Here is a 26,920-nt window from a genome sequence, read left to right as displayed (position 1 = left end):
GGAAGGCTCGGCAGGCAAGCTGTAATCCGGACCGATTTTTTACTACTTTTTCCAGTCTAACGCACCCTTCTTGAGCGCGTAAACAAATCCTACCATAAGGATGCTGATAAAGCTCAACATGCTCCAAAGGATCAGTTTGCTCTCGGCGATCAACTCCCGGTAAACGACCGCCCACGGATACATGAACACGATCTCGAGGTCGAAAAGGATAAAGAGCATCGCGACCAGGTAAAACTTCACGCTGAAACGCGGCTGCGTTTCTCCTTGGGGCACCATTCCGCACTCGTAGGCGGTATCCTTGACGCGGGTGCGGCGCCCGGCTTTGCCGAGAAGGACGCTTACAACTAACGCGGAGACGGCAAATCCAATCGCGACTCCGATTTGGAGAAGAAGTGGAAAATAATCACGAAGCATACTGGTCCCCTCGGGACAGTAGCGCATCGAGCGCCGGAGCGCTATTTGGCGGCGGCGGCGGCCCGCGCGAGAGCGGCGGTCCGGGCGCTGGCGGCGGCGGCAGCTGCGGCCGGAATGTGTCCATTCTGCGGCGCAATCGCCTGGGCGAGCGCGGCCGGGAGGCCTTTATATTTCTTTCCGGTTTTTCTAACCGCACCGCGAGCTACCAGATTCTGAAGCTTTTCGTAAGCACGGAGGCGCAACATTTCTTCGCCGCCGCTGGCCGCATTCCGGGCACGAAGATTTTCGTGCACGATATCAAAGAGTTGCTTGAACTCGAAAGATGCACGTCGTGAAAGCACCGCGACCAGTTCCTCGGTCACGAGATCGGGAACTCGACGTGAGAATGCGTTTTTCTTGAGAATAGCCATAAGGCGCAAATGATATCATGTTTTCCTTATTCCGCAGCAGAATTCTATTTTAGTCGTTAGTTCCTTAAAATAAGGCGGTTACGCCTATTTTTGGCGAACAAATCGCTAAGGTGAATCCTCTGGGGAAGCGGTAGCGGAGGCTGGCGGCGGGGAAGCGGGTTTCAGGAGCGATGGTGAAGGCCGCGCGCCGAGTTCCAGCCCGCGGTAAAACCCAGTCCACGAGATGACTGCTCCCAAAATGGTTGGGTAAAGCGGCACCGGGCCGATCGATTCCGCCTCATATCCATCGTGTTCGTATCTTTGCGACATCGCGAGCGGGCTAAGATGTCTCATGATGATCTCCGGGTCGGGCAGTTTGCTTAGGTCCACGTTGTCCGCGATCCCCGGCATGAATGCCGCGCCCATCACCAGCACCGGCCGTAATCTTGCGTCAAAGCGTGCGTACATCAGCGCCGGATCCAAATAGCCGGACGCCTGCTCGGGCCGGGGCAAGGTTTGCTCTGCGTCCTGGAACTTTTTTGAAGCCGTCAGGCCGGAGTTTCCCGCCGCCGTTCGCTTCATCGCTGCTTCCACCGAGCCGGTGTCCATGCCTGCTACCAGGATTCGGTTCGAAATCCCAATCGTCGGCGACAAGGAAAAGAGTTGTCCGCCTGACATCCTGGAAAAATAATGAGCCCCTTCCTTCTCCTGGTGGCTCCAAGCATCGCCATCTGAAGCTTTCGACGTGATCGTAGTCACGATCTTGTTGGCCTTCGCTAAATCTTTCACCGGCAGCGTGAGAAAGAGCGCGGGCCACTGCGAATTCGCCGGCCAATCGCCGATCAAGCCGAGCTCCGAGCCAAAGGCGGCCTTCCATTCGTCGAGCCCGATGCCGTTTGCGGAAAGCGCGCTCGTGATTTGCTGCAAGTGCCCGAGCCAGCCCATTCCCGCCGCCTGCGGACTGAGCTCCATCTCTTTTGTCAGGTTAAAGACGCTCGCCGCATACAGAAACGTGTCTGCAGTTCCCAGGGAGAGCGACGCTCGGGTCAAATGGCCCGTGTCGGCGAGCTTGGGCGTCCCGACAAAAAGCTTATCGCGAATCTTGCCGCCGTCGAAGGTCGTAGTCGCGCAAAAATTCCGAATCTGGCGGAGCGACGCCAGGCGATCGGCAGGCGCCAGCTTCTCAAAGATTTGATCGACGCGTCCGTAGCCCAGGGCCGCGTAACTTGACGGCATATGTTTCGAAGTGGTGAGGAAAGAATCGTCCGCTAAGAGCGCGGTTTTAGGATCCTTCTGGCGTCCATCCGCACGATCGAGCAGCGGTTTCAGGTGCTCGAGGTCATTCCCGAAAAAGATCCAATTGGCAGCCCGGACCGTGGAGAGGTTCCAAAGGCCCGCCTTGGCGGTCTGGATCTGGCGCCCCTGATATTCGACAGTTTCCTGTTTCAGGTCGGACGCATCGCCAAGTAATTTCGCGCGCCAGCTGGCGACGATCTTGTCCGCGTCCGCACCGTCTTTACATCGAAATCCGCCTACGATTTTCCACGCTGAATACTCGATCGAGACCAGGGCAATGAACGCATCTTTGATTTCGAGCGTTTCGATTTCCTCGATGGTCTGTCCGACGTTCGCCGGCCGCGAAATCTTCGAACGCGGCTTCGAAAGGAAATCCTGGACGGCCGGTTCCATCCAGAGCTGGTAGATATCGGTCCGGTGCCAGTCCTGGCGTGACCGGTTGAAATCCGGGACGTGAACGAAAGCGAGTGTCTCCTTCGGCAAGAGCGAGGTAACGGCCACGCTCGAGGTGTGCTGGGAACGGTAAAAAACGTACCAGATCGCGGCGGCCGCAATGGCAGCTGCCAGGACCACCAGCTGAAATCGCTTCATGAGGCCTGCATTGTAGCGGCGGACTTCCGCTGTCGCGAATTTTTCCGGGCCCCGGGGGGCTTGGAGAGCCCGGCTACGCTCTGGGATGGAATTTCCGGTGCACGGCTTTCAGGCGTTGTTGGTCCACGTGCGTATAAACCTGCGTCGTTGAAATGTCAGCATGACCGAGCATTTCCTGGATAATTCTCAGGTCGGCGCCGTTGCTCAGCAGATGCGTCGCAAAACTGTGCCGTAGGAGGTGGGGATAAATATTCGTCTCCAGGCCCGAATGTTTGGCGCGTGCTTTCACGATCTGCCAAATACGCGTCGTCGTCAGTTTGGTGCCGCGGCTGGAGAGAAAAATTTCACTGCCGGTGCGGCGTTTCACGAGCTTCGGGCGCTCCGTTGAAAGATACGAAGCCAGCGCTTCGCAGGCTTTTCTTCCCACTGGAACGATCCGCATCTTGTTTCCCTTGCCCGTGACGCGCAGAATTCGCTCGTCGAAACTGAGGTTTTCCAGGCGCGCATTGGCCAGTTCCGAGATGCGCAGCCCGCTCGCGTAAAGCAGCTCCACCATCGCCCGGTCGCGCAGGCCGAGGGGATGCCGGGTGTCAATGCTCTCAATCAGGCGCTCGACCTGGAGCTCGTTTAGCGTATCCGGCAGATAGCGCTCTATCCGTGGCAGGGTCAGCGTGTCTGTCGGATCGCGTTCGAGGACGCCTTTGCCGGTTAGAAAGCGGAAGAAGATTTTCAGGGCCACGACCCTCAACTTGATCGAGGCCGCGGCCAGCCCGCGTCGTTTCTCCGTTGCCAGGTATTCGCTGAGCAAAGGCTGGGTGACTTCGCGGGCGGCGCTGATTTTTTTCGCCGAGGAACACCATTCCGCAAACTCGGTGAGGGAGCGGCGGGTCGAGAGCTGGTAATTGTCCGAGAGACCGCGTTCCGTGGCCAGAAAGCGGATAAACGAATCGATCTCCTGTTCCACGAAGGAAAGTGACGAGTGACGTGTGACGTGTGACAAGCGAAATCTGCGAGGCGCTTGAATCTGACGAGTGACAAGCAAATACACCTCAACGCATGTGCACTATCGTTGAATAGCGGGGGAGCCGTGTGCGTCTTAAAAACGTGGCAGCAATTCCGCAACACGTCACGCGTCACTCGTCACATGTCACTGATTTCCCCTGTAACTTTCCTGTAATTGACAAAGAGAGAGTCAGTTCCGAACGTTATTCACATAATGAGTCTTGATCTTAATTCGTTGCTCAAGGATTGGCCGCACGAAACCGGTGCGATCAAAGTGCGCAAGATTATCGGCCTCGATGGGCGGGAGAAACTGCAACTGCGGATTGATCTCGGGGTCCTCCAGATGGAGGTGGCCGGCCGGCCCGATGGGCAACGGCCGCATAATTGCGAGTCCCTGCTCGTTTACCATCAACGCCGGGCCGAGCGGGCCGAAGGGCGGGGCGAGACCTACGAGCTCAATCCGGAACAATGCAACGACCTGCAGCAGGAAGGCATTCAATATTATCACCGGTATCTCAGCCTTTTTCAGATCAACGATTTCCCCGGGGTAATCCGCGACACTCAGCGCAACCTCGACCTCTTTGCCTTCGTCGCCGAGCATGCCGATCGCGACGAGATGATCTGGAGTTTCCAGCAATTTCGGCCCTATGTGCTCATGATGAACACGCGGGCCAAGGCTTCGATTCTGCTCGGCGACGGCAAATTCGCGGAGGCCATGCGCGAGATCGAGACCGGTCGCGACGCTATCCAGGATTTCTTCCAGCAGTCCAGCTTCCCCGAGCTGGCCGCCAAAAGCTCCGAGCTCGCGTTCCTGGAAGAATGGCTCGAGGAAGTAAGCTCCAAACGCCCGCTCTCTAAACTCGAGATCATGCAGCGCGAGATGGAAGTGGCCATCGCGAGCGAGCTTTACGAACGCGCCGCCGAATTGCGGGACGCGATCAAGCTTCTGCAAACGCAGCCGGCCAAGTAGGACCGGAAGCCGGCCTCGGCGAGGGTAGCCACGCCGCGCTGCGGCATCGCGACGAGCTTAGGGCCTTCGAGGTTGAACCACGATGTAGCGGCGGGGCGCATGCTTTACCAGATCAAGGGGTCGCATCACGACGTACGGTATGCCTAGATAGGTGAAGACCACCGGAACTAAAGACCGTCTTACGGGCAACTTCTCCCGCATGCCCATGATCCGTTCCGTGGCGACGTAGGCAAAGTCCAAAGGCTCATGTTTTTGAAGCGAGAGCAGGAGCAGAGCAACGGCGTCATGAGGACAGAATTTGTATCCAGCCTCCGCGACCTTGGCTTTGAACTCGTCGAAGGGGATCAGCGGTTCCCAGAGGGCGGTCGGTAATTTTAGCTCTTCCGCGGTCACGACCACCAAATCCAGCTCTTCCTTGGTTGGACTGATTTTGAAGTCTGGAGAGTCTTTAACGAGGAGGATGAAACTTTCATCTTCATTTTGCTCGGAGAGCGTCGACTTTCTTAAACGGTCGACGAGCTGTTCACGACTTTGCACGCCAACTGTCACCGTCCAGTGAACGCGTTCCGTTTTTTCTGGTTTTCTTCCGCAAGTAGAAGAAAGAACCGCAATGCAGGAAACCAACACTAGCCGCACTAATCTCATTTGAAGGCAGCACTCATAGTGTCTTCCGGAGGCGGGAGCGAGATGAAAACTCGCCGGTCCCGGTGGTGCGCAGGTGATTTAGGTTGGTTTCCGGACCTAGAGTGGTCGATAACCAAGAGCTGATGCCACGCCTCTTCTTCGCAGCGCTTCTCCTCCTCGCGCCCGCCATCGCGCGGGCCGACTTTCGCGAGTTCAAGGCGGTTCCGGTTGATGCCGAGCTCAGCGCGAAACTCACGCGGGCCGCGGAAACTTCGCTGAAGGACTTCCCGCGCCTTGCCGCGGACAATCTCGCATTCAGCGTTATCGATGTAACCAAACCGGAAACTCTGCTCCGCGCCGATTACCATGGCGACGCCCCGTTTTATCCCGCCTCGCTCGTGAAGCTCTTCTTCATGGTCGAAACCTTCCATGAGGGTCATCTCACTCCCGAGATCGAGCGCGCCCTGGGGGAAATGATTCGGGTCTCCGATAACGATGCCGCGGCATTTCTTGTCGATGTCCTGACGGACACGGCGAGCGGCTCCGAGCTAAGCGGCAAGGCGCTCGAAGATTTTCTCGAGCGCCGGCGGAAGCTAAACCGGTATTTCGCCTCGCTCGGTTACGACGTCAGCGTCTTTCTCAAACCCTGGAGTTTCGGTCCGTTCGGGCGCGACATGCAGATCATGGGCGAGAACAAAATTAACCGGAACCGGGCCAGCGCGAACTCCATGGCCTCCCTTCTCCTCTGGATCGTGCGCCAGCGCGCGGTCTCTCCGGAGGCGAGCAAAGCGATGCTTGCCTTGCTGGAACGTCCGCTCGATCCGCCGCGTCCCACGGAAAACCAGGTGAAGGAGTTCATGGGCGAATCGCTCCCGCCCGGCTCGCGGCTCTGGTCGAAAGAAGGCGACACGAGCGAAGTCCGTCACGATGCGGCCTACATCGAGCTGCCCGGCGGCCGCAAATTAATTGCTGTCATTCTTACCCGCGGCGCCGCAGACGATAAAACTTTGCTGCCGGCGATCGGGAAGCATTTGATCGCCGAATTGAATCACGATTAGGCTCCGCGGCGAGCTCGACGGCGAGCGATCAGCGCGGCGGCGGGAATCGTCACTGTTATCATCAGCCACGACGCCGGAGGGACGATGACGTAAACGAAAGCAGCCTGCGCTCTGCGATGTCCCAAAGCGTCATCGCCGTAAACGGCGAATGTTCCCAACGCGATCGCTATGGTCACGCAACAGAGCGTGATCCGGGTAACGATCGACCACTGCTTCGAAAGCAGATTGAGCCAGGCGAGAATTGCAAAGGGAGAAAGAACCCAGAACGCCATTCCCAGCAGCAACAGCCTGGGCGTCCGTTGCCCGGCGCGCAGAAACAACCCAATGGAGATCGCGACACTCACCGCCATAACGATCAAGGCAGCTACGCGTAGCCGGCCAACGCTTTGTTCAGAGATCATTCTCCCTCGGAAGTAGCGGAAACCTTTTCTGTGACAGAGCCGGTGGTCCAATGCCAACGCCGGCAGTGAGGACAACGTTCATAACGGGTGCGGCCAAAATTAATCGCGAAGAAGAGCGGAGCATCGTAGTCCTGCTGGCACTCGGGGCAACGCCTGCGTCCATAAAATATCCGGCCGAGAGCAATCCGGCCGAAGGTGAAATAGGAGAGCAACGCCAAGGCCCCGATAAAATAGAACACGAGCCAGCTCTGAATGATTATGCCCCACGTGGCCTGGCCCAAACCACCGACGTTCCAAGCCAGAAGGAGAATCGGAAAGTTGCCGAGCCAATGAAGGGCCACAGCCCCCGCGAAGCCGAGGAGGAATCGATTTCGCAGACGCCAAAGCGCCACCGCGACAAAGGCGCTATGAAACACGCACACCATGAGGCGCTCGCCGAAATAGCCGCCGAATTGGTAGAAAGGCAGATGGGCGTAGACCGGCATCTGCGCGACGAGATAGGCGAGGAACCACATCTCGCCAATGGCGAAGCCAAGGCCGATGGCGAGCGCGTAACGCGCAAAGTTCGTGGAGCGAATGTCGCGGTAAATCGCGGGGACGAGCAAGGGGAGAAGTTTAGCCGGTTCCTCAGTCAGCGGCGCATAGAGCGAGCTAATCCATTGATAGATTGGAGAAGTGGAACCGAGCTGAGCAACCAGCCAATGATCGATCGGCGAACGAACGATGAGAAAGGCGAGGGGCTGAAGGGGCAGGGCAATGCCGAACGCCAACCACAAGAGACGTGGATTGGCCGGCGATCCGAGCCTGTAGATCACGTGTCCGAAAATCGCGGCGGCTACCGCGGTCGTCACAATTGCGGTGAGATAAATGCCCGGCCAGTTCATTGTCGTGGGGACAATGGAGAGGATGCGGGATGAAGCGCGCTTGGCGATCTTTTTATCCCGGCTATTCGTAAACCGCCTCGAGCTGCCGATCGATCACTTCGCCGGAGAAGCGATCGATCGCGACGTGCAGCCAGTATCGCTTTTCTCCTTGGACCACGAATTGAGTGAGGTTGGTGGCGTTAGGCGGGTAATGGCCGGATTGTGCGACCACGTCGATCATCAAAGTCCAAACGCGCGTTTGGCACAATTCAGCGAGCGCGCGAGAGACAACCTCTTTCTTTTCCTCGGTGCTCCCGAGAGAGGCAAGAACTCCGGTGTCGGCCGTGATGCGGGCCAGGTCCTGCCGGCTTCTGGCCGGCTGGATTGTGGTGACGTTGACAATGGCGGCTCCCAGATCCATCGGCCGCGACGTGGAAAAAGGAAACGGCGTGGTGCCGTTTTCGTAGACTCCCGATATCAGCGCAGCGAGCACGGCGGCATTTCGCGTATTCAGGTCAACTGCGCCGGCCCGCTTGAGAACATCGGAGTACCCGAAGAGGTCGAGCACGGCCGCGTCTGGGCTGGTCGCGCTGAAAAAGTTCAGCGTCGTGGTAGCGTTTTTGTAGGCGTATCCAAATTCGCCGACATTCCTGAGCGGCCGATTCATCGCTACATATCCAGTCGCCGGAGTGGGCGCGGCCGATGGAGTCGGCGGGTTGGCCGCTTCCATTCCCCAGGCCTTGAGATTCGGTCCGCCACTGGGGTTTGCGTACTCAATCCACGTCGTCGCGTTGTCGGAATCCCAGCGATCGATCAACGACGCTCCGACGGAAAGCGCTTCGGCAATGGAGGCGCTTGGGTTGGCAAAAGTCAGGACTTGGAAAAAGTCCGGCTCCGAACTGCCGGTAATCGGCGGAATCAATGACGCGATGGTCGAGCCGGTGGCGCCCCAATAATCCCAATGATCTGTGTTCCAGACTAATCCGAAATCGCGTTTTACACTGGCAGCATCGCCGGGCGCCAAAATGCCGGTTGGACCCAGCCAGCCGAGATGGGTAAGGGGAAAACGCCGGAAAAGCGGCTCGCCCGGTTGAGCGAACCTCCCGTCGGACCGTCGAGCAAACGGTGAAGTGACGCGCGTCGTCGCCGCGTTACCCCACGTCGGATAATCCAGGACGCGCGAAAATGTCCCGAGACTATGAAGTGCCGACTGGGTGAAACCAGTGGCACTTCGCAAATCAATGAGTTCCTGCCGGCTGACAATTGCCTGGTCGGATCTTGAGCTCCATTGAACCGAGCTGGTCGTCAGGAAATCGTTGGCCGGCTTGATTATGAAATTGAAAAAGCTCGTCGCCGAGCAGGTCAGATTTGGGAATGTTCCGTTCGCCTGCCCCGAGGCGTAGTTTCGCCAGCCAACCAGATTGTCGATTTGGTTTCTCGCGGAAGTGGTAGTTCCGAAAACCTGCCGCAAATCGGCAAATGCAAGAAGGCCTTTCGGACCAGATTGCGCGACCGCGGCCGATTGCGGGTAACCGGCGACGTTTATGTCGAGGAGACCGCCTTCGTTATAAATCGCGAACGCATACCGGCCCATCGTGGAGTTTGATGGTGCGCCAATTGCCGTCGGTCCGTCGGAAGTTACGAAAACCCAATCCGGCGCCGAAAACTGCGGTGTGGGATCCGTGCCCACCTTGTTGGCATTGGCTCCGCCGTACAAAGCTGGGTCGCGCGGAATCAGGTAATGCTTGTTCCACCGCGCGTTGCTGATCGAGCGCCCGTTCGGTGAAATGTCGGTCGCCGAATTTACCGCGGAGGCGCGGCTCGCGACGCCGGGTGCCGCGATGGAATCCATCCGGACACTGCGTCGGACGAGGTTTGGAATTGGGTCGGGGTTTCCATCAGGGCAACCGCTGCGCATCGGTGAGATGTTCGCATTGCTTGACGGCAGGTAGATGGTGGAGGCGCCCACGGTCGACGCCGTCGAGCCATCGAGAATCTCCTGTCTAAGATCAGCCACGATCAGGTCCATTGCGCCGCGGGCAAGCTGGTCGGATTTGGCGTCGTGGAAATCGCCCTGCGCAATGGGCCTGGCAATGCTGGTGCGCGTTAAGTAAGCCACAACGGAAAGCGTCAGCAGGACGACAAAAGCCAGGACAATGACAAGCGCGACTCCGCCGTTCCGGCGCCGGCAGGGCAAACGCTCGGGACGCTGAATCATGGCGCCGGCGTTAACAGAAAAGTGCGCTCGTACAACCGAACCGCCGCCAGGGAAGGGCGCGGCAGGCCGTTGGCGCCGTTCAGCGCGCTTTGCCATTGGGCGAGCAAATCGCCCGGTTGCATCGCCGCGGAAAAATCGTTCATCGTTCGGGCAAGCGCCTCGAGCCCTTCCTCTGTAATCAGTTGCCGGCTTTTCGGATCGAGCGTTCCAATGGAAATCGATATTGCCGCCACATCCTGCAGTCCGCCCACGCTGCCATGTCCCGCGGCGGTATCCCAAGGCGTCACCGACAACGCGCCATTCTTCAGGATGTAATGATATTCGAAACGAAACACATATGGACCAATCAGCTCATAATCGGGATCCGAATTGGCATTTGTCGCGGCGGTCCAGTTGCCGGCAATCGTCAATGGGAGGAATACAATCGGAAAACCCGAGGGCGAGGCACCGTTCCACCACAACGCCTTGGCCATTCGCTCCAGCTTGTTTGTCGAGATCCTGTAGGCCACGAGCGATACCGGACTTGGCGAGACGCCCGAGGCGTGGTACCCCGGAACGGTGCTGTAAAAGGCGAACTGATCGTTGCCCGGCATCGCCCCGCCGACAGAGTTGGGAGCTCCCGTGCCTTTGCCGAAAAAGTCCGCGTCAGGCCGTTTGATCATTTGGGCGAAGTCGACGGCGAATCTTTCGAACAAGGGTCGCACCTGTCCGTCGGCATCCATCCGTTTGTTTCCAGAGATGGTGATGTTGCTGGCGCTGACCAACAGCCGGCTGATCACCAGGACGAGGACGGCGAGGATCGTGATCGAGACAAGAAGTTCGGTGAGAGTGAAAGCCGGGGAGCGTTTGGTCATCGCTAATTCCTGTCCAGCGCAATGAACATTTCCGCTGCGCCCGATGCGTCGGGGATGGAGGCAGACGCCGGCCAGGTCGCCTTGAGATCGACAAACGTTGCGGTCCGAGCGCCAGCCCCGTTTGGCAAGAGCGTGATGGTCACGCGGTAGCGCGAATCTGTCTGGAGGCTGACGGAGGATTGTCCCTGCGCCGTGAAGAACAAAGTTGTCATCGTTAAGGCCGCCACCGGATTGGCTGGAAGTCCTATCGCGAAAAGTGGCGAAACGGCGGCGCGGCCACGAGGCGTGGTTACCGGGGTCGCCCGCAAGTCGGCTGCAACTGCGGACAAGATGTCAGTCGACGCGGTTTGTTCGATGGCGAGCTGGTTCGTTCTCACGCCCACTGGAAGGAGGGCGAAGATTGTCAGCAACGAAATCCCAGCGACACCCAGGGCGAGGGTTACTTCAACAAGTGAAAAAGCGTTGCGTTTCACGGGCGGAAGATCAGCGCCGATAGATCCTAAAATTCCCGCCGACGCCGCTGAATTGAATCGCGATTACGTTGGGATTGTTGAGGTCGACCACCTTGCCATGAGTCGGTCGCAACCCGATCTCCACGACGCGACGCAGGTTGTAGGTCCCATTGATCTGGGCTTCGCCCCGGGGTGTGAAACGGACCGTTTTATGAAAAGTGTAGCCCTGCGCTACGAACGGATAGATCGATTGATTTTCGGGGCTATGGGTGTCGTCGCTGCTAATTCTGTTTTGGTAATCGAAGGCCGGAGCGTTGTTGGTGTAAGGAAAGTCTGGTCGCGCATCGATCGAATTCGCGTCAACGATCGGGGTGGCGCCGGGGACGGGCGCGCCAATGTCAGTCAGGTGCACGCCTTCGATCTTCCCCAGCTTGCCGACCTGGGTGATCTTGTTGGCGAGCAAGGGAATGCGGTTTCCGGAGGTTGACGCTGGATCTTCACAATCGGACGTGCCGTCCCTGGAGGCGACCACAGCGAGAATCAGCCGGCCTTTTCCCGGGTAGGGCGGGGTTTCGTTAGTCGCCGCGGGTGTGCCCGCGGCTTCCTCGTAAAAACCAACCCACGTGTAGGTATTGTTTGCTATCGCGTGCGTGCGCGCCTGGGCCAAGGTTCCCGCGATCAAGTCCGCTGCCTTGGTGAGGTCGCCTGAACTTCCAAGATTCGTAAAGGCCGGAACGGCCAGCACGGTCAACAGAACGATAATTCCGATGACGACGATCAGCTCGATCAGGGTGAAAGCGGCCGGCTCACGGTCTGGGGGGACCATTCCTAAACTTTAACCAGCCGAGGGCTGGGATGGAAGTGTAAATGGATGGGAATACAGGAGTTGGATTGTGCGCTGCTGTCACTGGCTCGAGCGCGGTAGGAGCAGGTAAAAATCGCACCCGCAGAAGGTTTTTGCGGGCCACGACCGGAATGGGGGGCATGCTTCTAGCTTTTATGAAGGTGTTGTGCTGGAACACACCTTATCCGAGGAGGAGCATAGTCAGATCGTTCAGACGATCGAGATGTTTGAAGTCATAATTCAAACACAGCCTGACGATTATCAATCGCTCGAAATCCTCAAAGAAGCTTACTCAAAAGTCGGGCGCACTGCCGACTCGCTCAAGACTTCCCGGCGCCTGGCCGAAGCCTATTTCAATTCCGGTTCCTACACGCTGGCGATGCAGGAATGCGAGGTAATCCTGCTCAAGGAACCTAACGCACCCGAGATTCTCGCCATGCTGGGCGACATCGAGACGCGCTTGCAGGCTGCCGGACATCAGATCGCCACGGGCGGTTCCAAGAATGGTCTCACGGCCCCAGTGTCCACCAATGGCGTGAACGGTTTGACCCACCTTCGCTCCCAGGAAGGCGCGCTGACCGATCTCCAGCAGGCCCGGCACGGACAGAATTTGCAGGATCGCGGGGACGACCATCTCGCCAAGTTTTTGGTGATGCAGCAGCTCTTCAGCGAGGACGAGGTGACGAGTGCCTTGGAGACGGTCAAACAACTGAACAAAGATTTGAGCGGGCAGGCGCTCGGGGCATCGTTGCTCGACAAAATTTGCCGCCAGGACACGGACAAGCTCGATGCGGCGATTTCCGGGTTGATCGATCGGACCAAATTCGCCTTTGTCCCGATCGAATATTACGACGTCGATCGGCAGATTCCGCGAATGCTACCGGATAATTTGACCTTGGGCCGGCTCTTTCTGCCTTTCGATTTGATCAGCCGCTCCATCATGGTGGCGTGCAGCAATCCGTTCGACGCGGCCGGTCGCGAGGCGGTGCAGCAGTCGCTCGATTACACGGTGACGTGGTACCTGGCGCGGCCCGGCGCGATCATCAAGTCTTTGCAGGATGTTTACCGGCTCGAGAGCCGGGCCTAGGACGCGCGACAAGATGAGAAGCAAATCTTTCGCGGAACGAATCGCCGATGTCCTGATCGAGGACGGTCTCCTCCTGCCCAATCAACTCGAGGAAGCGACCGCCGTTCAGCAAAAAGAGGGCGGACGCCTCCTGAAAATTTTGACGGACAAACAGTTCGTCACCGACCAGGACATGACGGTCAGCATGGGCCGTTGCCTGAATACGCCGCTGATCAATCTGTCGAAATTGCGGGTGCCGGAGGAAGTGATGTCGCTCGTGCCCCGCGACATGGCGAAGGCGAACAAACTCATCCCAATCGCGCGCTTGAACGGCAAGCTTTTCGTCGCCATGGCCGACCCGACGAACGTCCTCGCGGTCGACGACGTGAAGCGTCGGGTCCAGCTCGAAGTGGTCCCGATGATCGCGACGGAAAAATCCGTGAACGATGCCCTGGCGGGTGTTCACCATGGCGGCGCGAAGATGGCCGAAATGCTCAAGCAGGTCGCGGAAGACGCGGCCGCTGCGAGCGACGTGGAAGTTCAGGCGAAAAAGAATGAAGAGATCGATCTCGACCGCCTGGCGACCGACAGTGAGGACGCTCCCGTCATTAAGATCGTCAACCTGATCCTGGTCCAGGCGGTGAAGGAAAAGGCGTCGGACATCCACATTGAGCCGTTCCAGCGAACGCTGAAACTTCGTTATCGTATCGACGGCGAACTGATCGCAGCGGAGTCGCCTCCGAAAGCGCTCCAGCTGGCAATCACTTCGCGCATCAAAATTCTCGCCGGCCTGAACATTGCCGAGCGCCGCGTGCCGCAGGACGGACGTTTTCGGATCAAGGTTCTTGGGAAAGAGGTCGATCTCCGTGTCTCGATTTTGCCAACTGCGTACGGCGAAAAAATCGTCATTCGTATTCTCGACAAGACTGCCCTCACCGGCAGCATCGACCAGATGGGCATGGATGAATCCACGCTCGACAAATTCAAGAAGGCGATCGACGCGCCGCACGGAATGATCCTCGTGACCGGCCCCACCGGATCCGGAAAAACCACGACCCTTTATTCGGTCCTGCAGGAACTCAACAATCCGCAGTACAACATCGTGACGGTCGAGGACCCGATCGAATACGAGCTCTCCGGCATTAACCAGGTGTCGGTGCGCAACGACATCGGGCTCGATTTTGCTTCGGCCCTGCGCTCGATCCTGCGCCAGGACCCCGACATCGTGATGGTCGGTGAAATTCGCGATAACGAAACGGCTGACATCGCGGTGAAAGCGGCGCTGACCGGCCACCAGGTCTTGAGCACGCTGCACACGAACGATGCCGCCGGCGCCATTACCCGTCTCGATGACATGGGGATCGAGCCATTCCTGATCTCGAGCTCCGTCATCATGGCCTGCGCGCAACGACTTGTTCGGCGGATCTGCACAAATTGCCGCGAGGAGTTCGTCCCTGAACCGGAGATTTTCGAACGGCTTTCAATGGCTGCGCCGGAAGGGGCGGTCTTCTATCACGGGAGCGGCTGCGATCGGTGCAAGGGGCGCGGTTATCTTGGCCGGGTTGCGATCATCGAAGCCTTGCCGGTGAGCGAGGCGATTCGCCGTCTCATTATCAAGCGCGCTTCTTCCGCGGTCGTGAAAAACCAGGCGATCAGCGAGGGAATGCGGACGCTGCGAATGGTGGGAATTGATAAGGCGCTCGAAGGCATAACTACGCTGGAGGAAATCTGGCGCGTCACGGCCGAGGACCACTAATCGACCGATGACGATTCCTTTTCTCAGTTATTTCAAACGAGGCAAGACCGACGCCGCCCCGAAAGAGAACGCGGCAGCGCCAAAGCCTGTGCTGCCGCCGCTCGAGAAACCGAGCAGCGAGCGGTTCAGCAAGACGGTCATGCCAAATGCCACCCGCACAATTGCGCCGCAGGACCCGTTTGAAATGGCCTCACGTTCGACCGCCCTCGGGGGCACTAACGGGGCGGCTACCATGGTGGCGCCGCCGCCGGGGGCGCCCCGCACGATCGCCTTTGCCCCTCCTTCCATGCCGGTCGTGCAGCGCGACCTGCCGCCAGCCGTGGCACTCGCCCTGGAACCGGTCGTTGAGCGCGTGATCTCGCTGGAGTTAGGCGACGTCCTCGCGGAAATGCCAGCCGGTTACGTTAAACCGGCGGAAAGCATCGATCTCACGCGGCGAATTCTCCTGAAGGCATCTGAAGTCGAAAGAGGAATGGCCAACGGGAAACCGGCGGTTTCGCTCGCTACCGTTTATCAGCAGGTGCCTGAGATTTTTCTCCGCACGGTCGAACCCGCCGACGCTTCCCAACTGAAGTTGCCGTTCAATAAAGTGCTGGAGCAATTCAGCAGCCTGCAGGTTCGCGCCGATCAGGAGCGGGCCCGCGCGGTTCCGCAAGTGGAGACGCCGTTTCTGAAGGTGACGCTCGAGGACAACCAGCATTTCGGGACAACGATGGAGCCGCTCGAAACGGGAGATCTCCCGCCAGTTCGGGTCGAACCCGCTACCGCGGAAGCATTCGCCTTTGCCGAGCCGGAGCCCGTGACCGATGCCACATTTAAGATGCCGGCGGCACAACCGGCCCGAGATAACCGCACCCAATCACCCGCCCGAATTCCTTTCAAACTTTCACCGAATGGAACGGACGTGCCCGCACCTGAGAGTGTTCCAGCCTCAAGCGGGCCGTCCGTTCCGACTTCTTCACCCACGCCCCCGACCCCGACCCCGGTTCGGATTCCGTTCAAGATGACGCCGCCGTCGGAGGACGCGCGGCCGAAAGTTGAGCCTTGGCTGACCGCGGAAACTCTCGCGGTTTCGACGGATAAGCCGCAGACCCCAGCGCCCGTCGCCGCCGTCCCGCCGCCCGCGCCGATTGCGCTCAATCCCAAACCCGCTGTTGCCGCAGAGGTCAAAATCAAGCTGGCGCTCAAGTCCATCGTGCAGGAGCTGCCGCCGATGCAATGGAGCGGCGATACCGGCAGTGTCCCGGAAGCCGAGCTCATCGAGATCCCCTTTGCCCTGATCGAGCCCCAACTGGCCGCGGGCCGGATCAGCGTAACCGCGAAAGTTTTCGAAACCTGTCTGCCCTCACAGTTTCGCAGCCAATTCCAGGCCGGCGATCCCCCCATCGATGTTTCATTGCCGTTGCGAGAAGTCCTGAAAAACCTGCCCACCTCGACTTTGCGGATGCGCGACGACCAGGTGGAACAGGAAGCGGGGGCAAACTTCGCAACGCCATTTTCCGCAAAGGCGGAGGAGGACGCCAAACGTTTCAATGTGCCCGCGACGCCGGTCGCCAAGCCTGCGGCAATTACTCCTGAACCGGTGGCGGCTCAACCAGAGCCAGCGCCGGCTGCGCCGGTAGAACCGGTAGCGCCCGTAGTCGAAGCAGAGCCAATCGAGCTGCCGGAAGGAAAGGCTTTGGATCGGCCACCGCGCTCACCGCTGCAGGTCGCGCTCGATACCGACGATAAGCTCGACGGAAAGTCGGTGGTGGATCACGTTAACAAGATCGCCGGGGTCAAGGCGTGCGCGATTACTTTTGGCGACGGCCTCAGTCTGGCGGGAAGCCTGCCTCCAGACGTGGAGGCGGAAGGTCTTTGCGCGATGGCGCCTGCTCTAATGCAGCGCGTCGAGAATCATCTGGTGGATACGAAGCTAGGGACTCTCCGCAGCATGACGCTCTCGTGCACCAAGGGCACGGTCACATTTTTTATGCGCGAAAACCTTTGCCTTGGCGCGCTCCATGCAACGATCGATTTGCCGGCGGAGGCGCGCGAGAAACTCTCCCGCGTTGTCCTCGAGCTTTCCCGAAAATATTCCCACCCGGTTTAAGGATTTCTCCATGTCGATTATCAATTACGCAAGCCGAGAGATTCAGTTTAAGATCGTTTATTACGGTCCGGCGCTGTGCGGAAAGACCACGAACCTCGGTTACATCCACAAGCGCATTAATCCCGAGAACCGAGGCGATCTCGTGTCCCTGGCAACGGCGGCAGATCGCACGTTGTTCTTCGATTTCCTGCCTTTGAACGCAGTCGTGATCAAGGGATTCGTGACCAAGTTCCAGCTTTATACGGTGCCGGGTCAGGTCATTTACAACGCCACCCGGCAGCTCGTTTTGCGTAGCGTCGACGGCGTTATTTTCGTGGCCGATTCGCAATGGGAAAAGATGGAGGAAAACGTCGAGAGCTTCAAAAACCTCGAGGATAACCTGGCCAAGCAAAATATCTCGATCGACGAAATTCCTTACGTCCTCCAATACAACAAACGGGACCTGGAAAATGTCGCCCCGGTCAATTATCTCGAATACGTCCTAAACAATCGGAAGAAGCGGGTTCAAAGCTTTGAAGTTATTTCGAGCACGGGGCAAAACGTTTTCGCTTCTCTCAACGCGGTCTCACAGATTTTGTTGCACAAGTTTAGCAAACAGAGCGATGCGCCTAAGACGGCGCCCGCGCCGGTGGCGATCCCGGTCGAGCCCATGCCGAAGAAGGAAGGGGCCGCGGTATGAATGCGATCCCGTGCCTGACCATCGACGACGTCGCGAATTTGGATGGGGTGCTGGGAGACTTTCTCCAAAAGGCCGAGGCGGAGCTGACCGTGGTGATCGACCGCGGGGGCAACGTCATCTCACAGTTTGGCGACATGACGGTGATGGACGTCACAATCATCGCCGCGCTTGCGGCCGGATCGTTTGCCGCCACGAAGGAACTGGCCCGCCGGATTGGCGAAGTGGAGTTCAACGCGCTTTATCACCAGGGAAACGGCAATCACATTTTCATGAACTCGGTCGATGACGACACGATCATGATCACCGTTTTCGGACGGCGCACGACAGTTGGACTGGTGCGATTTTATTCCGCCAGCGCAGCCCAGAACGTCGGGGCTTTACTGAAGGCTCTCTCGAAAAACGGCCACGGCTTTTCTTTCGATGCTTCCGACATCACCGCGGCGCCTGTTTTCGCCGACCAGTAATTTTCCCGGGCCGGAGATCTACCCGGTAAATTCCGACAGGACGAGCGTGGCGTTATGGCCGCCGAACCCAAAGGAATTGTTGAGCACGACGCGCAGCTTCTTTTCCTTCGCCACATTGGGCGTGTAGTCCAGGTCGCACTCGGGATCAGGATTCTCGAGGTTAATCGTCGGCGGAATAACCGAATCGCGGATGGCCAGGGCGCAGGCTGCCATTTCAACAGCGCCAGCCCCGCCTAACAAGTGGCCAGTCATCGATTTGGTCGAACTAATCGAAACCGTCTTTGCGTCTGCGCCGAAAACCGTCTTGAGTGCGCGAGTTTCACAGATGTCGCCGAGTCCAGTCGAGGTGGCGTGGGCATTCACATAATCGACCTGGCTGGCGTTGGTCCGGGCATGATCGAGCGCAATTTTCATCGCCCGGGCAGCGCCTTCGCCATCCGGCGGCGGCGCCGTCATGTGGTAGGCGTCGGCTGACAGGCCGTAACCAGTGAGCTCGCAATAAATTTTCGCTCCGCGCGCTTTCGCGTGCTCGAGTTCTTCGACCACCACGACGCCGGCGCCCTCGCCCATGACGAAGCCGTCGCGATCGCGGTCGAACGGGCGCGAGGCGCGCTCCGGTTCCTGGTTGCGCGTGCTGAGCGCTTTCATCGCCGAGAAACCCGCTAGCCCGATCGGGATGATCGATGCCTCCGCGCCACCTGCCAGAAAGATGTCCGCGTCCCCAAACTTGATCATGCGCCAGGATTCTCCAATGGCGTTGTTCGAGGTCGCGCAGGCCGTAACGATGCAGAGATTCGGTCCCTTCAATCCGTATTCCATCGAAATCAGCCCGCTTGCCATGTTGCTAATAAGCATTGGGATGGTGAAGGCGGAGACCCGTGACGGCCCCTTGTTAAGGAGCGCCGAGTGCTGGTCTTCGAGCGTCTTCAGGCCGCCGATTCCGCTGCTCACGATCGCGCCAAAGCGGAGGCGGTCCACTCTCTCCAGGTCGATCCCGCTGTCATCCTTCGCCATCTTTGCCGCGGCCATGGCCAGGTGCGTGTAACGGTCAGTGCGGCGAACTTCCTTCGGATTGGCGAAATAGTTTTTTGGATCGAAATCCCGAACCTCGCCCGCGATCTGGCAATCGTACCCGCTGACATCGAACGCCTGAATTTTGCCGATGCCGCTGACGCCCTCCTTGAGATGGCGCCAGAACGTTTCCAGATCGTTCCCCACGGGCGTAACCACGCCCATGCCAGTGATGACAACTCTCCGGTCCGAGATCATGGAATGTTAACGCGTTCCCATGCCCACGCTCTGGACGGTCTGGAATAGTTTTCCTTCCGTCTTGATCGATGGAGCGATGATGATTTCGGTTTGTTGAAACTCGGTAATGTCCCGCGCGCCCACGTTGCCCATGCAGGTTGTGATCGCTCCCACGAGGTTCTGGCTTCCGTCATCCACCTCGGCCGGACCGAACAGGATTTGTTTGAGGGAGCCGGTCGCGCCGACTTTGATGCGAGTGCCTCGCGGTAAATTCGCGTGCGGGGTTGCCATTCCCCAATGGTAGCCGCAGCCGGGCGCTTCATGTGCTTTCGCAAACGCGCTGCCTACCATGACGGCGTCCGCGCCGCAGGCCAGCGCTTTGCAAACGTCGCCACCCTTGCTCATGCCCCCGTCGGTCAGGATCGGAACATAACGGGAGGTTTTCTTGAAATAAGCGTCACGCGCGGCGGCGCAATCGACCGTCGCCGTCACCTGCGGCACGCCCAAACCAAGCACGCCGCGTGACGTGCAGGCTGCGCCCGGCCCGACGCCAATGAGCACCGCGGCCGGACCGCATTGCATGATCTCGAAAGTCACGTCGTAGCCGACCGTGTTGCCGACAATAACCGGAGTGCGCATCTCCCGGCAGAATTTTTCGAGATCGAGCGATTTATACTCTGACGAGATGTGGCGCACGGTCGAGACAGTGCTCTGCACCACGAAAACGTCGGCGCCCGCTTCCTGCGCAATCCGGCCAAATTCCGCCGCCCGTTGCGGGATCGAGCTCACGGCGGCGATGGCGCCGCTGTCTTTGATCTGGCGAATGCGAGCAGCGATCAGATCTTCCTGGACCGGTTCCTGGTAAATTTTTTGGAGCAGGTGAGTGATCTCCGCCTTGTCGGCTTCGACGATTTTTTGCAGGACTTCCTGTGGGTTTTTGTAGCGAGTCTGGACGCCCTCGAGATTCAGGACCGCCAGGCCGCCGAGCTTGCTCATCTCAATGGCGAACCGGACATCGACCACGCCGTCCATGGCGCTGGCCAGGATCGGGATTTTGAATTTCAGCGGTTCGGCATCGCGCCGCGGCAATTGCCAGGCGATGTCGACTTCGTTCGGATTAATTGTGACCCGGCCCGGCACGAGGGCGATCTCGTCGAAACCGTAGGTCACGCGAGCTTTACGATTACGGCCAATCCACATTCCCATGATTAAATTTGTTCCGGTTTAAAACGTTCGTTCAAGCTTCCGCACCGTGGACAGCGCGGAAGCAAAGCGGGCGTTCGATCTTCAAATTCAAACGCGCAAATCACGCACCGCAGTCGATAGCGCAAAGCGCGACGTTCGCGACGGCGACGATTCCACTCACCTACTATCCAGAGCAGAAAAACCGCCGCAAGAAAAACAAGCAAATAGATCGTGACCAGGGCAGAGAGGCTGACCCGAATCACGGCGCGTTATTTCCCGGGGTGGGCGAAGAGGACGAGACGATGTCGTTGCCCCATTCGACGGTCGCCATGCCCCAGGTGAAATCGGCGGGGGCGGAGGCGCCAGGCGCGGAAGGGAAGCGGCAAAGCATAAGGTAAGATCGCGCCTGCGCATCGAGAGTCGCGTCTCCGGACGAATCCTGCAGAAAGCAGTAAGAGACATTTCCTTTTTTATCGATCGCCACTCGGAAGTGCGCGGCTTGCGGCGACTCGTGACTCAGCGTCTGGAATTTGAAATCGGGACTTTGGGGCGGCCCGAGCCTGTCGAACTCGGCGGAGAACCGAACCACGGTAGGGGCGACTTTCGTCAGAGGTTGAGGACGCGGTGCCACGCGTTCGACGGGAGCAGGGGGGCGGGCGCTCGGGACGCGGACCGCCGGGGGAGCCGGTGGCAGTTCCACGAGAGGGGACTGGCGACCGAGGTATGAGGGCGCGTGCTGAATCGTGGGCATGACCAGTGATTTTCCTTCGACCGGCGGCTGAGTGGTGGAAGCGAGGGCGGGATCTTCGGCATCAAGCCAACGAAGCAGGAGACGGCCTTCATCCGAGTTCGGTGCAATCAAACTGACGCGTCCAGGCGGAGGCAACAGCGCCACCGCCGGGGGATAGAGGATCTGAAAAAGGTAAAACCCCAAAGCGTGAACTGCGAGCGAGGCGAGAAGGAATCCAGCTATCGTCCTTTTGCTTCGGGCCGGCGTGTCCCACCCAAAAATGAGATCGTTGGCGGAAGCCTGCGGGGAATTCATTTGGGAAGCGTTGTCGCCAAGGCAACCGAAGTGATGCCATGCTCGAGCGACAGATTCGTCACCTCAACCACAAGTGCATAAGGCGTCAGTCGATCGGCCTTGATGATAATGGGGCGACCCTCCTTTTTCGCCGCGTCGAGCAATGGACCGAGTTGGTCGAGCGCCACTTTTTGATCGCGGAAATAGATGGCGGGCGCCGCTCCGCCGGTGATGCTGATCACCTGCGGATTGATTTGCGGACCGAGGGTAAAACGGGACAACGGCACGGAGACAGAAATCCCCGGCTGAAGGATGAAATTCGAGCTGAGGACCAAAAAGAAAATCAGGAGGAAGGTCACGTCCAGCAGCGGGACGGCCGCGAGCCAGCCGAAATGATATTCCTTCGTCCGGGAAAGCTTCATGCCGTTACGGCCTGCCGGCCGATGATAACTAGCGCGCTTCCCGTTCTTCCACGGGCGCCTGGAAGCTGATGATGTCGCTCCGCGGCTCTCGGTCCGTCAACATATGGACCACTTCGATCCCGGCGCGCTCCATTTCATGCATCAGGGAGTTTACGCGGGAAGAAAGGTAGCTGTAAGCGACGAACGTGGGCGTGGCGACGACCAATCCCGCCGCAGTGGTGAGGAGGCTCTTATAAACACCGTTGGATAATTCCGTGACGGTGGCGTAGCCGCCATTCGACGAAAGCGTGCCGAATGCGTCGATCATCCCAGACACTGTCCCAAGCAGCCCCAGTAACGGCGCGACATAAGCAAGGGTCGCGAGGACTCCGAGAAAACGTTCCAGTTTCGGCACTTCAAGTTGTCCGGCTTCCTGGACGATTTCACGAAGCTCCGTCCGCGGCGCATCGTGTCGGATAATCGCGGCGTGAATAACACGCGCCACCGGTCCCGGAGTGCCGGCGGACTCATGGAGAGCTTCGGCATAATTGCGGCGCTGGAGGAGGTTGGAAAGGCCTTGAAGGAATTCGCCCACGTGAATGGTGGCGCGATGGAAATAAAAGAGCCGCTCGGCAAAGACGGCGATGGCAATCACACTGCAGAAGAGGATTGGCCACATCAACAGACCGCCCTTCTGGATGTAGTCGATCATCGGATTTTCTTAGCTGGCTTTGGTGGTTGTGGCAAGCCGGGAAGCATGGCGCCTCGCCGGAAGCGCTCCTATTTAGCGGCCCTTTTGCTCGGTGGCGTCGGCTTCGGCGGCGGCCCGGGCGGCACCTTCCGAGCCACTTTCCCGGCGGCGTCGTAAACCGTGTAGCCGGTCTGTCTTCCAAGCTTGTCGTAAGCGTAAACAATCTTGTTCCGCACCGCGTCGCCTTCTCCGAGCTGGGTTTCCTGCAGGATCTTGCCTGCCGCGTCGTATTTGTAGAGAGTCCGGAAGCGAAACTGGTCGTCGGGCCCATAAACCTCTCCACTGGCAAAACGCCCCGCATCGTCGAGCACGTACCGGATTCTCCCCATCATTTTGCCATCCTTTCCGGTGGTGGTGGCGGTCGCCTTGTGGTGCAGGGAATCGAATTCGTAAACCGTCCGCGAACCGTCGGCATTGAGGGAAACGGTGACGCGGACTGCGTCAGCCGACGGGCTCGTTTCCTGGCCTTGAGCGAGGGGGGCCAGGGCCAGCCACGCGACGGCCCATCCGGCGGCGACCGACCAAGGCAACATGGGAGAGCCTACCGAGGGGAAAAAAGGGCGCAAACGGGCGTTATTTTTTATTGACCCCTGGTACGGAAGGTGGTTAGAAGTGGGGGGAAGTGGATTGAAATGGCACTCTTGTCCGCTGGCGTATGGAAAACGACTCTCAACCCCAAAAATTCTTCGCCGGCGAGTTCCGCCATTCTCTGGACGAGAAAAACCGGGTCACCATCCCATTTCGCTGGCGCCGGGGTAAGGGCGAAGAGTTCATTCTCCTGCCGCATCCCCAGGATCCCTTTCTTCTCGTCATGTCGGAAGAGGAGTTCGCCAGCATGAGCGCGCAGGCTGAAGCGAACACTACGTTTTCGGCCCGCGATCGCCGGGCGTTTTTGCGTCAGCTCCATTCCCGTGCCGAACATGGCACTCCCGATAAGCAGGGTCGCCTGATCCTCCCGGAGGACATTTGCCGCCAGCTGGGTTTGAAGGGCGAGGTGGCTCTCGTCGGCAACAGAGGCCGTTTCGAGATTTGGAATTTGGAGAAATGGAAGCGCGCTCACGAGGAGGAAACCGCGACGTATCAACATGTCGCCAACGTGATCGGGCTCTAGGGGCTTAGCCGTAAAATGATTAACGCATTGTTGTTCGAGCGGCCCGTCTGGTTCGCGACCGGTCCGCTGGAGGTGGAGGAGGCGCAGGAAATGGAGGATTTCACTTATCACCGTCCGGTGCTCATGCGCGAAGCGGTCGAGCTGCTCGCGCCGCGCCCTGGCGCGCTCGTCGTGGATGCGACCTGTGGCGGAGGCGGACACAGCGCCGAGATTTTGCGGACGGGCGCGGACGTCCTGGCGCTCGACCAGGATCCGGACGCGATCGAATTCGCCGCCGAAAAACTGGGCCAGTTCGGTGGCCGGGTTACCCTGCGACAGGCTAATTTCCGGGATGCCGGGAATGTTCTCGACGAACTCGGCATCGTGGGAATCGGCGGAGCGTTACTCGATCTCGGCGTCTCCTCCCGGCAGTTGGAAAATGCGAGCCGTGGCTTCAGTGTCCTGCGCCAGGGGCCGCTCGACATGCGGATGGACCCACGCCGCGAGTTGACCGCCGCCACAGTCGTCAACGCCTATTCCGAAGAAGATTTGACCCGGCTTTTTCGCGAGCTGGGAGAAGAGCCCGCGGCGCGCCGCATCGCCAGTCAGCTGGTGAAGCTGCGCAAGGCAACCCCGTTCCAGGACACCATGCAACTGGCCAAGGCGATCGAGAAGATTGTGTGGCGGCACGGACGGCGCCATCCCGCGACCCAGGTTTTTCAGGCGCTGCGAATGGAAGTCAACGACGAGCTCGGGGCCCTGGAAGAGGGCCTACGAACACTCACGAAACGACTCGAGCCGGGCGCTCGTATCGCCGTGATCACCTTCCATTCTTTGGAAGACCGGATCGTGAAGAATTTCTTTCGCGATCGAAGCCGCGAATGGCTGGACCGCCCGGAGTGGCCGGAGCCGCAGCGCAATCCTGATTTTACTCTTCGTTTGATCACCTCGAAACCAATCGAACCCGGCGAAAACGAACAGCGCGTCAACCCGCGTTCGCGCAGCGCCAAGCTCCGGGTCGCCGAAAAAATCTAATGCACGCCTCGCGCCGTAAAAGTTTCAATTCCGTAAACGCGGCTTCCCTGGCGCGCTGGATTGTGATCACCGCATTCCTCGCGCTGACCGGACTGATTTACGTCTACCTCACTCTTCAGCTCTATCATCAGGGCGACAAGAAAAAGGCTCTCGAAAACGAACTGACGAGTCTGCGCTCGCAAAATGATGTCGCCGGCGTGCAGATCGCGGCTTTGACCTCACGCTCGGCGATGCAGCGCCGGCTCAAGGAGGGCTATTTGAAAATGATTCCGATCGCGGAGCAGAACATCGTGCGCTTGAGCACGCCCGCGCGGGTGCATCCGGAAGACGCGGTCCAGCCGGTCGCGAACAAACGTGCCGGCAGATGAAGTGGAACAGCCGGATTCGTTGCGCGCTGGTTTGCCTCGCATTCACGGCCTTGTTCAGCGCGTTTTCGTTCCGGCTGATTTACCTGCAGATGATCAAGCACGACGAGTACGCCGGGCTTGCCGCTGAGAAGCACGTCTACAAACAGCCCATCTTCGCGGAGCGCGGATCGATCCTCGACGCCAACAACGAAGTCCTCGCCCACAACACGCCGGTCGAAACCGTGGTGGCCGACGCGACGCACCTGAATAATCGTGAGGCGACTATTCCTTTGCTGCGCGACGCGCTGGAGATTCCCGCGGGCGAGCTTGCGGAAAAACTCGAGGGCGAGCGGCGTTACATTGTGCTGAAACGCGAGGTTCCCATAGCGGTGGCCACCGCCTTGCGGGAAAAACTGCGCGCCCAGAATTTGCGGGGCATTTACTTCGAACGGGATTCCACCCGCATTTATCCGAACGGCTCGATGTTGTGTCACGTAATCGGCTTCACGGATTTCGAACATCACGGCATCCAGGGAGTGGAATCTTCGATGGAAGAATACCTGCACGGCCAGGACGGCTACCGTTACATCGAACACAACCGCGCCGGCCAGGAGATCGTGCTCTATCGTGGCCAGGAGCGCACGCCTCGCAACGGCTATCAGGTTCACCTGACCATCGATCTGAACCTGCAAAATATCGTCGAGAATGAAATCGACGCCGCCATGCGCGAATACACGCCGCAGAAAGCGACCATCATTCTCATGCGTCCGCAGACCGGCGAAATCCTCGCCATGGCCAACCGGCCCAACTTCGACCTCAACCAGCGCTCCGAGGCGAAGCCGGAGCAGATGAAAAACCGGGCCATCATCGACATGATGGAGCCGGGCTCAACGTTCAAGATCGTCACGGCTGCGACCGCCTTGAACGAACACAAAGTCCGGCCCGATACGACCATCTTTTGCGAAAACGGCATTTGGAATTTCGGCGGCCGCCCGTTGCACGATCACAAGGCTTACGCCGATCTGACCGTGCAGGACATCCTGGTCAAATCGAGCAACATCGGGGCGGCCAAGCTGGCGCTCTCTGTCGGCGAACAAAAGTTTTACGAATACATTCGCCGGTTCGGGTTTGGCGATCGCACCGGTATCGAGCTGCCCGGTGAAATCCCGGGAGTGATTCGGCCGCCTCAATCGTGGAGCAAAATTTCCATTACCCGAATTCCGATGGGCCATGAAGTGGGCGTCACTCCGTTACAGATGACGGTGGCGATGGCGACGATCGCTAATGGTGGCAAGCTCGTGACGCCGCGGATCGTGAAATCGATCACCACCGAAGAGGGGAAGACGGTCAGCGTGTTTTCGCCGGTCGTATTGCGGCAGGTCATTTCGCCGGAAACGGCGGCGCAGGTGGGGAACGCGTTGCGCGGGGTGGTGAGCGATCGCGGAACAGCGGCGGCGGCGGCGGTCCCCGGGTTCAGCATCTCCGGGAAAACCGGCACGGCGCAGAAGGTGGACCCCAAGGGGGGATACGAGCATGGGAAATATGTGGTTTCATTTTCCGGTTATCTGCCTTCCGAGCATCCGGAATTCGTCGGCCTGGTGGTCCTGGATGACGCGCACACCACCAATCCGGAATTGAATTACGGTGGGCTGGTTGCGGCCCCCATCTTTGCGCGGATCGCGGAGAAGGCCGCGCGCTATCTCGATCTTGAACCGCACGAAGATGTCGGAAAGACCGGCGCGGACCGAGTGGCCTTAACCAATGCGTCCCACCGTTGAGCGCGCTGCGCCCGTTTAACCACTTCGC

At 58.9% G+C, this 26,920-nt stretch carries 28 protein-coding genes; 11 read left to right on the top strand and 17 right to left on the bottom strand.

Features of this window, described 5'->3' with window-relative positions:
• Positions 1-42: 42 nt before the first annotated feature.
• The 4 genes from ndhC to xerD all read right to left on the bottom strand — a co-directional run bounded on the left by ndhC (position 43) and on the right by xerD (position 3,690).
• The gene (gene ndhC, locus VJU77_19425) at positions 43-441 is read right to left on the bottom strand and encodes an NADH-quinone oxidoreductase subunit A (protein ID HKP05530.1); all 399 of its coding nucleotides are present in this window, start codon (positions 439-441) and stop codon (positions 43-45) included.
• A 14-nt stretch (positions 442-455) separates the two neighbouring features.
• Positions 456-824 carry a hypothetical protein gene (locus VJU77_19420; GenBank protein HKP05529.1) on the bottom strand — a complete coding sequence of 123 codons (369 nt, stop codon included), beginning with the start codon at positions 822-824 and terminating at the stop codon, positions 456-458.
• Between the two features lie 105 nt (positions 825-929).
• Positions 930-2,690, bottom strand: coding sequence for a hypothetical protein (locus VJU77_19415; protein ID HKP05528.1), 1,761 nt, complete (start codon positions 2,688-2,690; stop codon positions 930-932).
• Positions 2,691-2,763: 73 nt separating this feature from the next.
• A complete protein-coding gene (gene xerD, locus VJU77_19410; GenBank protein ID HKP05527.1) occupies positions 2,764-3,690 on the bottom strand; it encodes a site-specific tyrosine recombinase XerD in 927 nt (308 codons plus the stop codon).
• Positions 3,691-3,906: 216 nt separating this feature from the next.
• Between xerD and VJU77_19405 the strand changes: the two genes are divergently transcribed.
• Positions 3,907-4,662, top strand: a complete 756-nt coding sequence (locus VJU77_19405; GenBank protein HKP05526.1) for a UvrB/UvrC motif-containing protein — start codon at positions 3,907-3,909, stop codon at positions 4,660-4,662.
• A gap of 57 nt (positions 4,663-4,719) precedes the next feature.
• On the opposite strand, the gene VJU77_19400 is transcribed toward VJU77_19405, so the two are convergent.
• Complete coding sequence (locus VJU77_19400; GenBank protein HKP05525.1) at positions 4,720-5,307, bottom strand: hypothetical protein; 588 nt, start codon at positions 5,305-5,307, stop codon at positions 4,720-4,722.
• Between the two features lie 122 nt (positions 5,308-5,429).
• Here VJU77_19400 and VJU77_19395 point away from each other — a divergent pair, with 122 nt between their 5' ends.
• On the top strand, positions 5,430-6,344 hold the full coding sequence (locus VJU77_19395; protein ID HKP05524.1) for a serine hydrolase: 915 nt from the start codon (positions 5,430-5,432) through the stop codon (positions 6,342-6,344).
• On the opposite strand, the gene VJU77_19390 is transcribed toward VJU77_19395, so the two are convergent.
• From VJU77_19390 to VJU77_19365, 6 genes are all read right to left on the bottom strand, one after another.
• Positions 6,341-6,745, bottom strand: coding sequence for a hypothetical protein (locus VJU77_19390; protein HKP05523.1), 405 nt, complete (start codon positions 6,743-6,745; stop codon positions 6,341-6,343). The two genes, VJU77_19395 and VJU77_19390, sit on opposite strands and share 4 nt — an antisense overlap.
• A complete protein-coding gene (locus VJU77_19385; protein ID HKP05522.1) occupies positions 6,742-7,629 on the bottom strand; it encodes a hypothetical protein in 888 nt (295 codons plus the stop codon). The genes VJU77_19390 and VJU77_19385 overlap by 4 nt, the downstream gene beginning before the upstream one ends.
• Positions 7,630-7,690: 61 nt before the next feature.
• Positions 7,691-9,826, bottom strand: a complete 2,136-nt coding sequence (locus tag VJU77_19380; protein HKP05521.1) for a hypothetical protein — start codon at positions 9,824-9,826, stop codon at positions 7,691-7,693.
• On the bottom strand, positions 9,823-10,680 hold the full coding sequence (locus VJU77_19375; protein HKP05520.1) for a prepilin-type N-terminal cleavage/methylation domain-containing protein: 858 nt from the start codon (positions 10,678-10,680) through the stop codon (positions 9,823-9,825). Before VJU77_19375 ends, VJU77_19380 begins: the two co-directional genes overlap by 4 nt.
• 2 nt (positions 10,681-10,682) lie before the next feature.
• Positions 10,683-11,153, bottom strand: coding sequence for a hypothetical protein (locus tag VJU77_19370; GenBank protein HKP05519.1), 471 nt, complete (start codon positions 11,151-11,153; stop codon positions 10,683-10,685).
• 10 nt (positions 11,154-11,163) lie between these two features.
• Complete coding sequence (locus VJU77_19365) at positions 11,164-11,958, bottom strand: hypothetical protein (GenBank protein HKP05518.1); 795 nt, start codon at positions 11,956-11,958, stop codon at positions 11,164-11,166.
• 184 nt (positions 11,959-12,142) lie between these two features.
• Between VJU77_19365 and VJU77_19360 the strand changes: the two genes are divergently transcribed.
• The 5 genes from VJU77_19360 to VJU77_19340 are packed head-to-tail and all read left to right on the top strand — an operon-like array spanning position 12,143 to position 18,033.
• The gene (locus tag VJU77_19360) at positions 12,143-13,063 is read left to right on the top strand and encodes a hypothetical protein (protein ID HKP05517.1); all 921 of its coding nucleotides are present in this window, start codon (positions 12,143-12,145) and stop codon (positions 13,061-13,063) included.
• Between the two features lie 13 nt (positions 13,064-13,076).
• Positions 13,077-14,798, top strand: coding sequence for an ATPase, T2SS/T4P/T4SS family (locus tag VJU77_19355; protein ID HKP05516.1), 1,722 nt, complete (start codon positions 13,077-13,079; stop codon positions 14,796-14,798).
• A 7-nt stretch (positions 14,799-14,805) separates the two neighbouring features.
• Positions 14,806-16,890 (top strand): roadblock/LC7 domain-containing protein, encoded by a 2,085-nt coding sequence (locus tag VJU77_19350; protein ID HKP05515.1) that lies wholly within the window; start codon positions 14,806-14,808, stop codon positions 16,888-16,890.
• Between the two features lie 10 nt (positions 16,891-16,900).
• On the top strand, positions 16,901-17,569 hold the full coding sequence (locus VJU77_19345) for a GTPase domain-containing protein (GenBank protein ID HKP05514.1): 669 nt from the start codon (positions 16,901-16,903) through the stop codon (positions 17,567-17,569).
• Complete coding sequence (locus VJU77_19340; protein ID HKP05513.1) at positions 17,566-18,033, top strand: roadblock/LC7 domain-containing protein; 468 nt, start codon at positions 17,566-17,568, stop codon at positions 18,031-18,033. Before VJU77_19345 ends, VJU77_19340 begins: the two co-directional genes overlap by 4 nt.
• Positions 18,034-18,051: 18 nt before the next feature.
• On the opposite strand, the gene fabF is transcribed toward VJU77_19340, so the two are convergent.
• The 6 genes from fabF to VJU77_19310 form a co-directional block, all read right to left on the bottom strand.
• A complete protein-coding gene (fabF, locus tag VJU77_19335; GenBank protein ID HKP05512.1) occupies positions 18,052-19,302 on the bottom strand; it encodes a beta-ketoacyl-ACP synthase II in 1,251 nt (416 codons plus the stop codon).
• Between the two features lie 6 nt (positions 19,303-19,308).
• Entirely contained in the window at positions 19,309-20,481 is a 1,173-nt protein-coding gene (locus VJU77_19330; GenBank protein ID HKP05511.1) for a GuaB3 family IMP dehydrogenase-related protein, read from the bottom strand.
• A 244-nt stretch (positions 20,482-20,725) separates the two neighbouring features.
• Positions 20,726-21,511, bottom strand: a complete 786-nt coding sequence (locus tag VJU77_19325) for a hypothetical protein (protein ID HKP05510.1) — start codon at positions 21,509-21,511, stop codon at positions 20,726-20,728.
• Entirely contained in the window at positions 21,508-21,912 is a 405-nt protein-coding gene (locus VJU77_19320) for a biopolymer transporter ExbD (protein HKP05509.1), read from the bottom strand. The genes VJU77_19325 and VJU77_19320 overlap by 4 nt, the downstream gene beginning before the upstream one ends.
• A gap of 28 nt (positions 21,913-21,940) precedes the next feature.
• A complete protein-coding gene (locus VJU77_19315) occupies positions 21,941-22,603 on the bottom strand; it encodes a MotA/TolQ/ExbB proton channel family protein (GenBank protein ID HKP05508.1) in 663 nt (220 codons plus the stop codon).
• A gap of 68 nt (positions 22,604-22,671) precedes the next feature.
• Positions 22,672-23,175 (bottom strand): hypothetical protein, encoded by a 504-nt coding sequence (locus VJU77_19310; GenBank protein ID HKP05507.1) that lies wholly within the window; start codon positions 23,173-23,175, stop codon positions 22,672-22,674.
• Between the two features lie 122 nt (positions 23,176-23,297).
• On the opposite strand from VJU77_19310, the gene VJU77_19305 reads away from it, so the two are divergent.
• The 4 genes from VJU77_19305 to VJU77_19290 are packed head-to-tail and all read left to right on the top strand — an operon-like array spanning position 23,298 to position 26,892.
• Positions 23,298-23,753 carry a hypothetical protein gene (locus VJU77_19305; GenBank protein ID HKP05506.1) on the top strand — a complete coding sequence of 152 codons (456 nt, stop codon included), beginning with the start codon at positions 23,298-23,300 and terminating at the stop codon, positions 23,751-23,753.
• 15 nt (positions 23,754-23,768) lie between these two features.
• Positions 23,769-24,767 (top strand): 16S rRNA (cytosine(1402)-N(4))-methyltransferase RsmH, encoded by a 999-nt coding sequence (rsmH, locus tag VJU77_19300; protein HKP05505.1) that lies wholly within the window; start codon positions 23,769-23,771, stop codon positions 24,765-24,767.
• Complete coding sequence (locus tag VJU77_19295; protein ID HKP05504.1) at positions 24,767-25,135, top strand: hypothetical protein; 369 nt, start codon at positions 24,767-24,769, stop codon at positions 25,133-25,135. Before rsmH ends, VJU77_19295 begins: the two co-directional genes overlap by 1 nt.
• Positions 25,132-26,892, top strand: a complete 1,761-nt coding sequence (locus VJU77_19290; protein HKP05503.1) for a penicillin-binding protein 2 — start codon at positions 25,132-25,134, stop codon at positions 26,890-26,892. The genes VJU77_19295 and VJU77_19290 overlap by 4 nt, the downstream gene beginning before the upstream one ends.
• Positions 26,893-26,920 lie beyond the last annotated feature (28 nt).

The organism is Chthoniobacterales bacterium, from assembly GCA_035274845.1.
GTDB lineage: Bacteria > Verrucomicrobiota > Verrucomicrobiia > Chthoniobacterales > UBA10450 > AV80.
This window is presented reverse-complemented; position numbering and strand designations above follow the sequence as displayed.

Bases quoted from the DNA above. Each gene is read 5' to 3' on its own strand.
- fabF (HKP05512.1), bottom strand. From the start codon at position 19,302: ATGATCTCGGACCGGAGAGTTGTCATCACTGGCATGGGCGTGGTTACG.
- VJU77_19310 (HKP05507.1), bottom strand. From the start codon at position 23,175: ATGTTGCCTTGGTCGGTCGCCGCCGGATGGGCCGTCGCGTGGCTGGCC.
- VJU77_19400 (HKP05525.1), bottom strand. From the start codon at position 5,307: ATGAGATTAGTGCGGCTAGTGTTGGTTTCCTGCATTGCGGTTCTTTCT.
- VJU77_19340 (HKP05513.1), top strand. From the start codon at position 17,566: ATGAATGCGATCCCGTGCCTGACCATCGACGACGTCGCGAATTTGGAT.
- VJU77_19330 (HKP05511.1), bottom strand. From the start codon at position 20,481: ATGTGGATTGGCCGTAATCGTAAAGCTCGCGTGACCTACGGTTTCGAC.
- VJU77_19295 (HKP05504.1), top strand. From the start codon at position 24,767: ATGCACGCCTCGCGCCGTAAAAGTTTCAATTCCGTAAACGCGGCTTCC.
- VJU77_19320 (HKP05509.1), bottom strand. From the start codon at position 21,912: ATGAAGCTTTCCCGGACGAAGGAATATCATTTCGGCTGGCTCGCGGCC.
- VJU77_19395 (HKP05524.1), top strand. From the start codon at position 5,430: ATGCCACGCCTCTTCTTCGCAGCGCTTCTCCTCCTCGCGCCCGCCATC.
- VJU77_19375 (HKP05520.1), bottom strand. From the start codon at position 10,680: ATGACCAAACGCTCCCCGGCTTTCACTCTCACCGAACTTCTTGTCTCG.
- ndhC (HKP05530.1), bottom strand. From the start codon at position 441: ATGCGCTACTGTCCCGAGGGGACCAGTATGCTTCGTGATTATTTTCCA.
- VJU77_19350 (HKP05515.1), top strand. From the start codon at position 14,806: ATGACGATTCCTTTTCTCAGTTATTTCAAACGAGGCAAGACCGACGCC.
- VJU77_19380 (HKP05521.1), bottom strand. From the start codon at position 9,826: ATGATTCAGCGTCCCGAGCGTTTGCCCTGCCGGCGCCGGAACGGCGGA.
- VJU77_19325 (HKP05510.1), bottom strand. From the start codon at position 21,511: ATGAATTCCCCGCAGGCTTCCGCCAACGATCTCATTTTTGGGTGGGAC.
- VJU77_19415 (HKP05528.1), bottom strand. From the start codon at position 2,690: ATGAAGCGATTTCAGCTGGTGGTCCTGGCAGCTGCCATTGCGGCCGCC.
- VJU77_19420 (HKP05529.1), bottom strand. From the start codon at position 824: ATGGCTATTCTCAAGAAAAACGCATTCTCACGTCGAGTTCCCGATCTC.
- rsmH (HKP05505.1), top strand. From the start codon at position 23,769: ATGATTAACGCATTGTTGTTCGAGCGGCCCGTCTGGTTCGCGACCGGT.
- VJU77_19305 (HKP05506.1), top strand. From the start codon at position 23,298: ATGGAAAACGACTCTCAACCCCAAAAATTCTTCGCCGGCGAGTTCCGC.
- VJU77_19290 (HKP05503.1), top strand. From the start codon at position 25,132: ATGAAGTGGAACAGCCGGATTCGTTGCGCGCTGGTTTGCCTCGCATTC.
- VJU77_19385 (HKP05522.1), bottom strand. From the start codon at position 7,629: ATGAACTGGCCGGGCATTTATCTCACCGCAATTGTGACGACCGCGGTA.
- VJU77_19390 (HKP05523.1), bottom strand. From the start codon at position 6,745: ATGATCTCTGAACAAAGCGTTGGCCGGCTACGCGTAGCTGCCTTGATC.
- VJU77_19315 (HKP05508.1), bottom strand. From the start codon at position 22,603: ATGATCGACTACATCCAGAAGGGCGGTCTGTTGATGTGGCCAATCCTC.
- VJU77_19405 (HKP05526.1), top strand. From the start codon at position 3,907: ATGAGTCTTGATCTTAATTCGTTGCTCAAGGATTGGCCGCACGAAACC.
- VJU77_19345 (HKP05514.1), top strand. From the start codon at position 16,901: ATGTCGATTATCAATTACGCAAGCCGAGAGATTCAGTTTAAGATCGTT.
- VJU77_19355 (HKP05516.1), top strand. From the start codon at position 13,077: ATGAGAAGCAAATCTTTCGCGGAACGAATCGCCGATGTCCTGATCGAG.
- VJU77_19365 (HKP05518.1), bottom strand. From the start codon at position 11,958: ATGGTCCCCCCAGACCGTGAGCCGGCCGCTTTCACCCTGATCGAGCTG.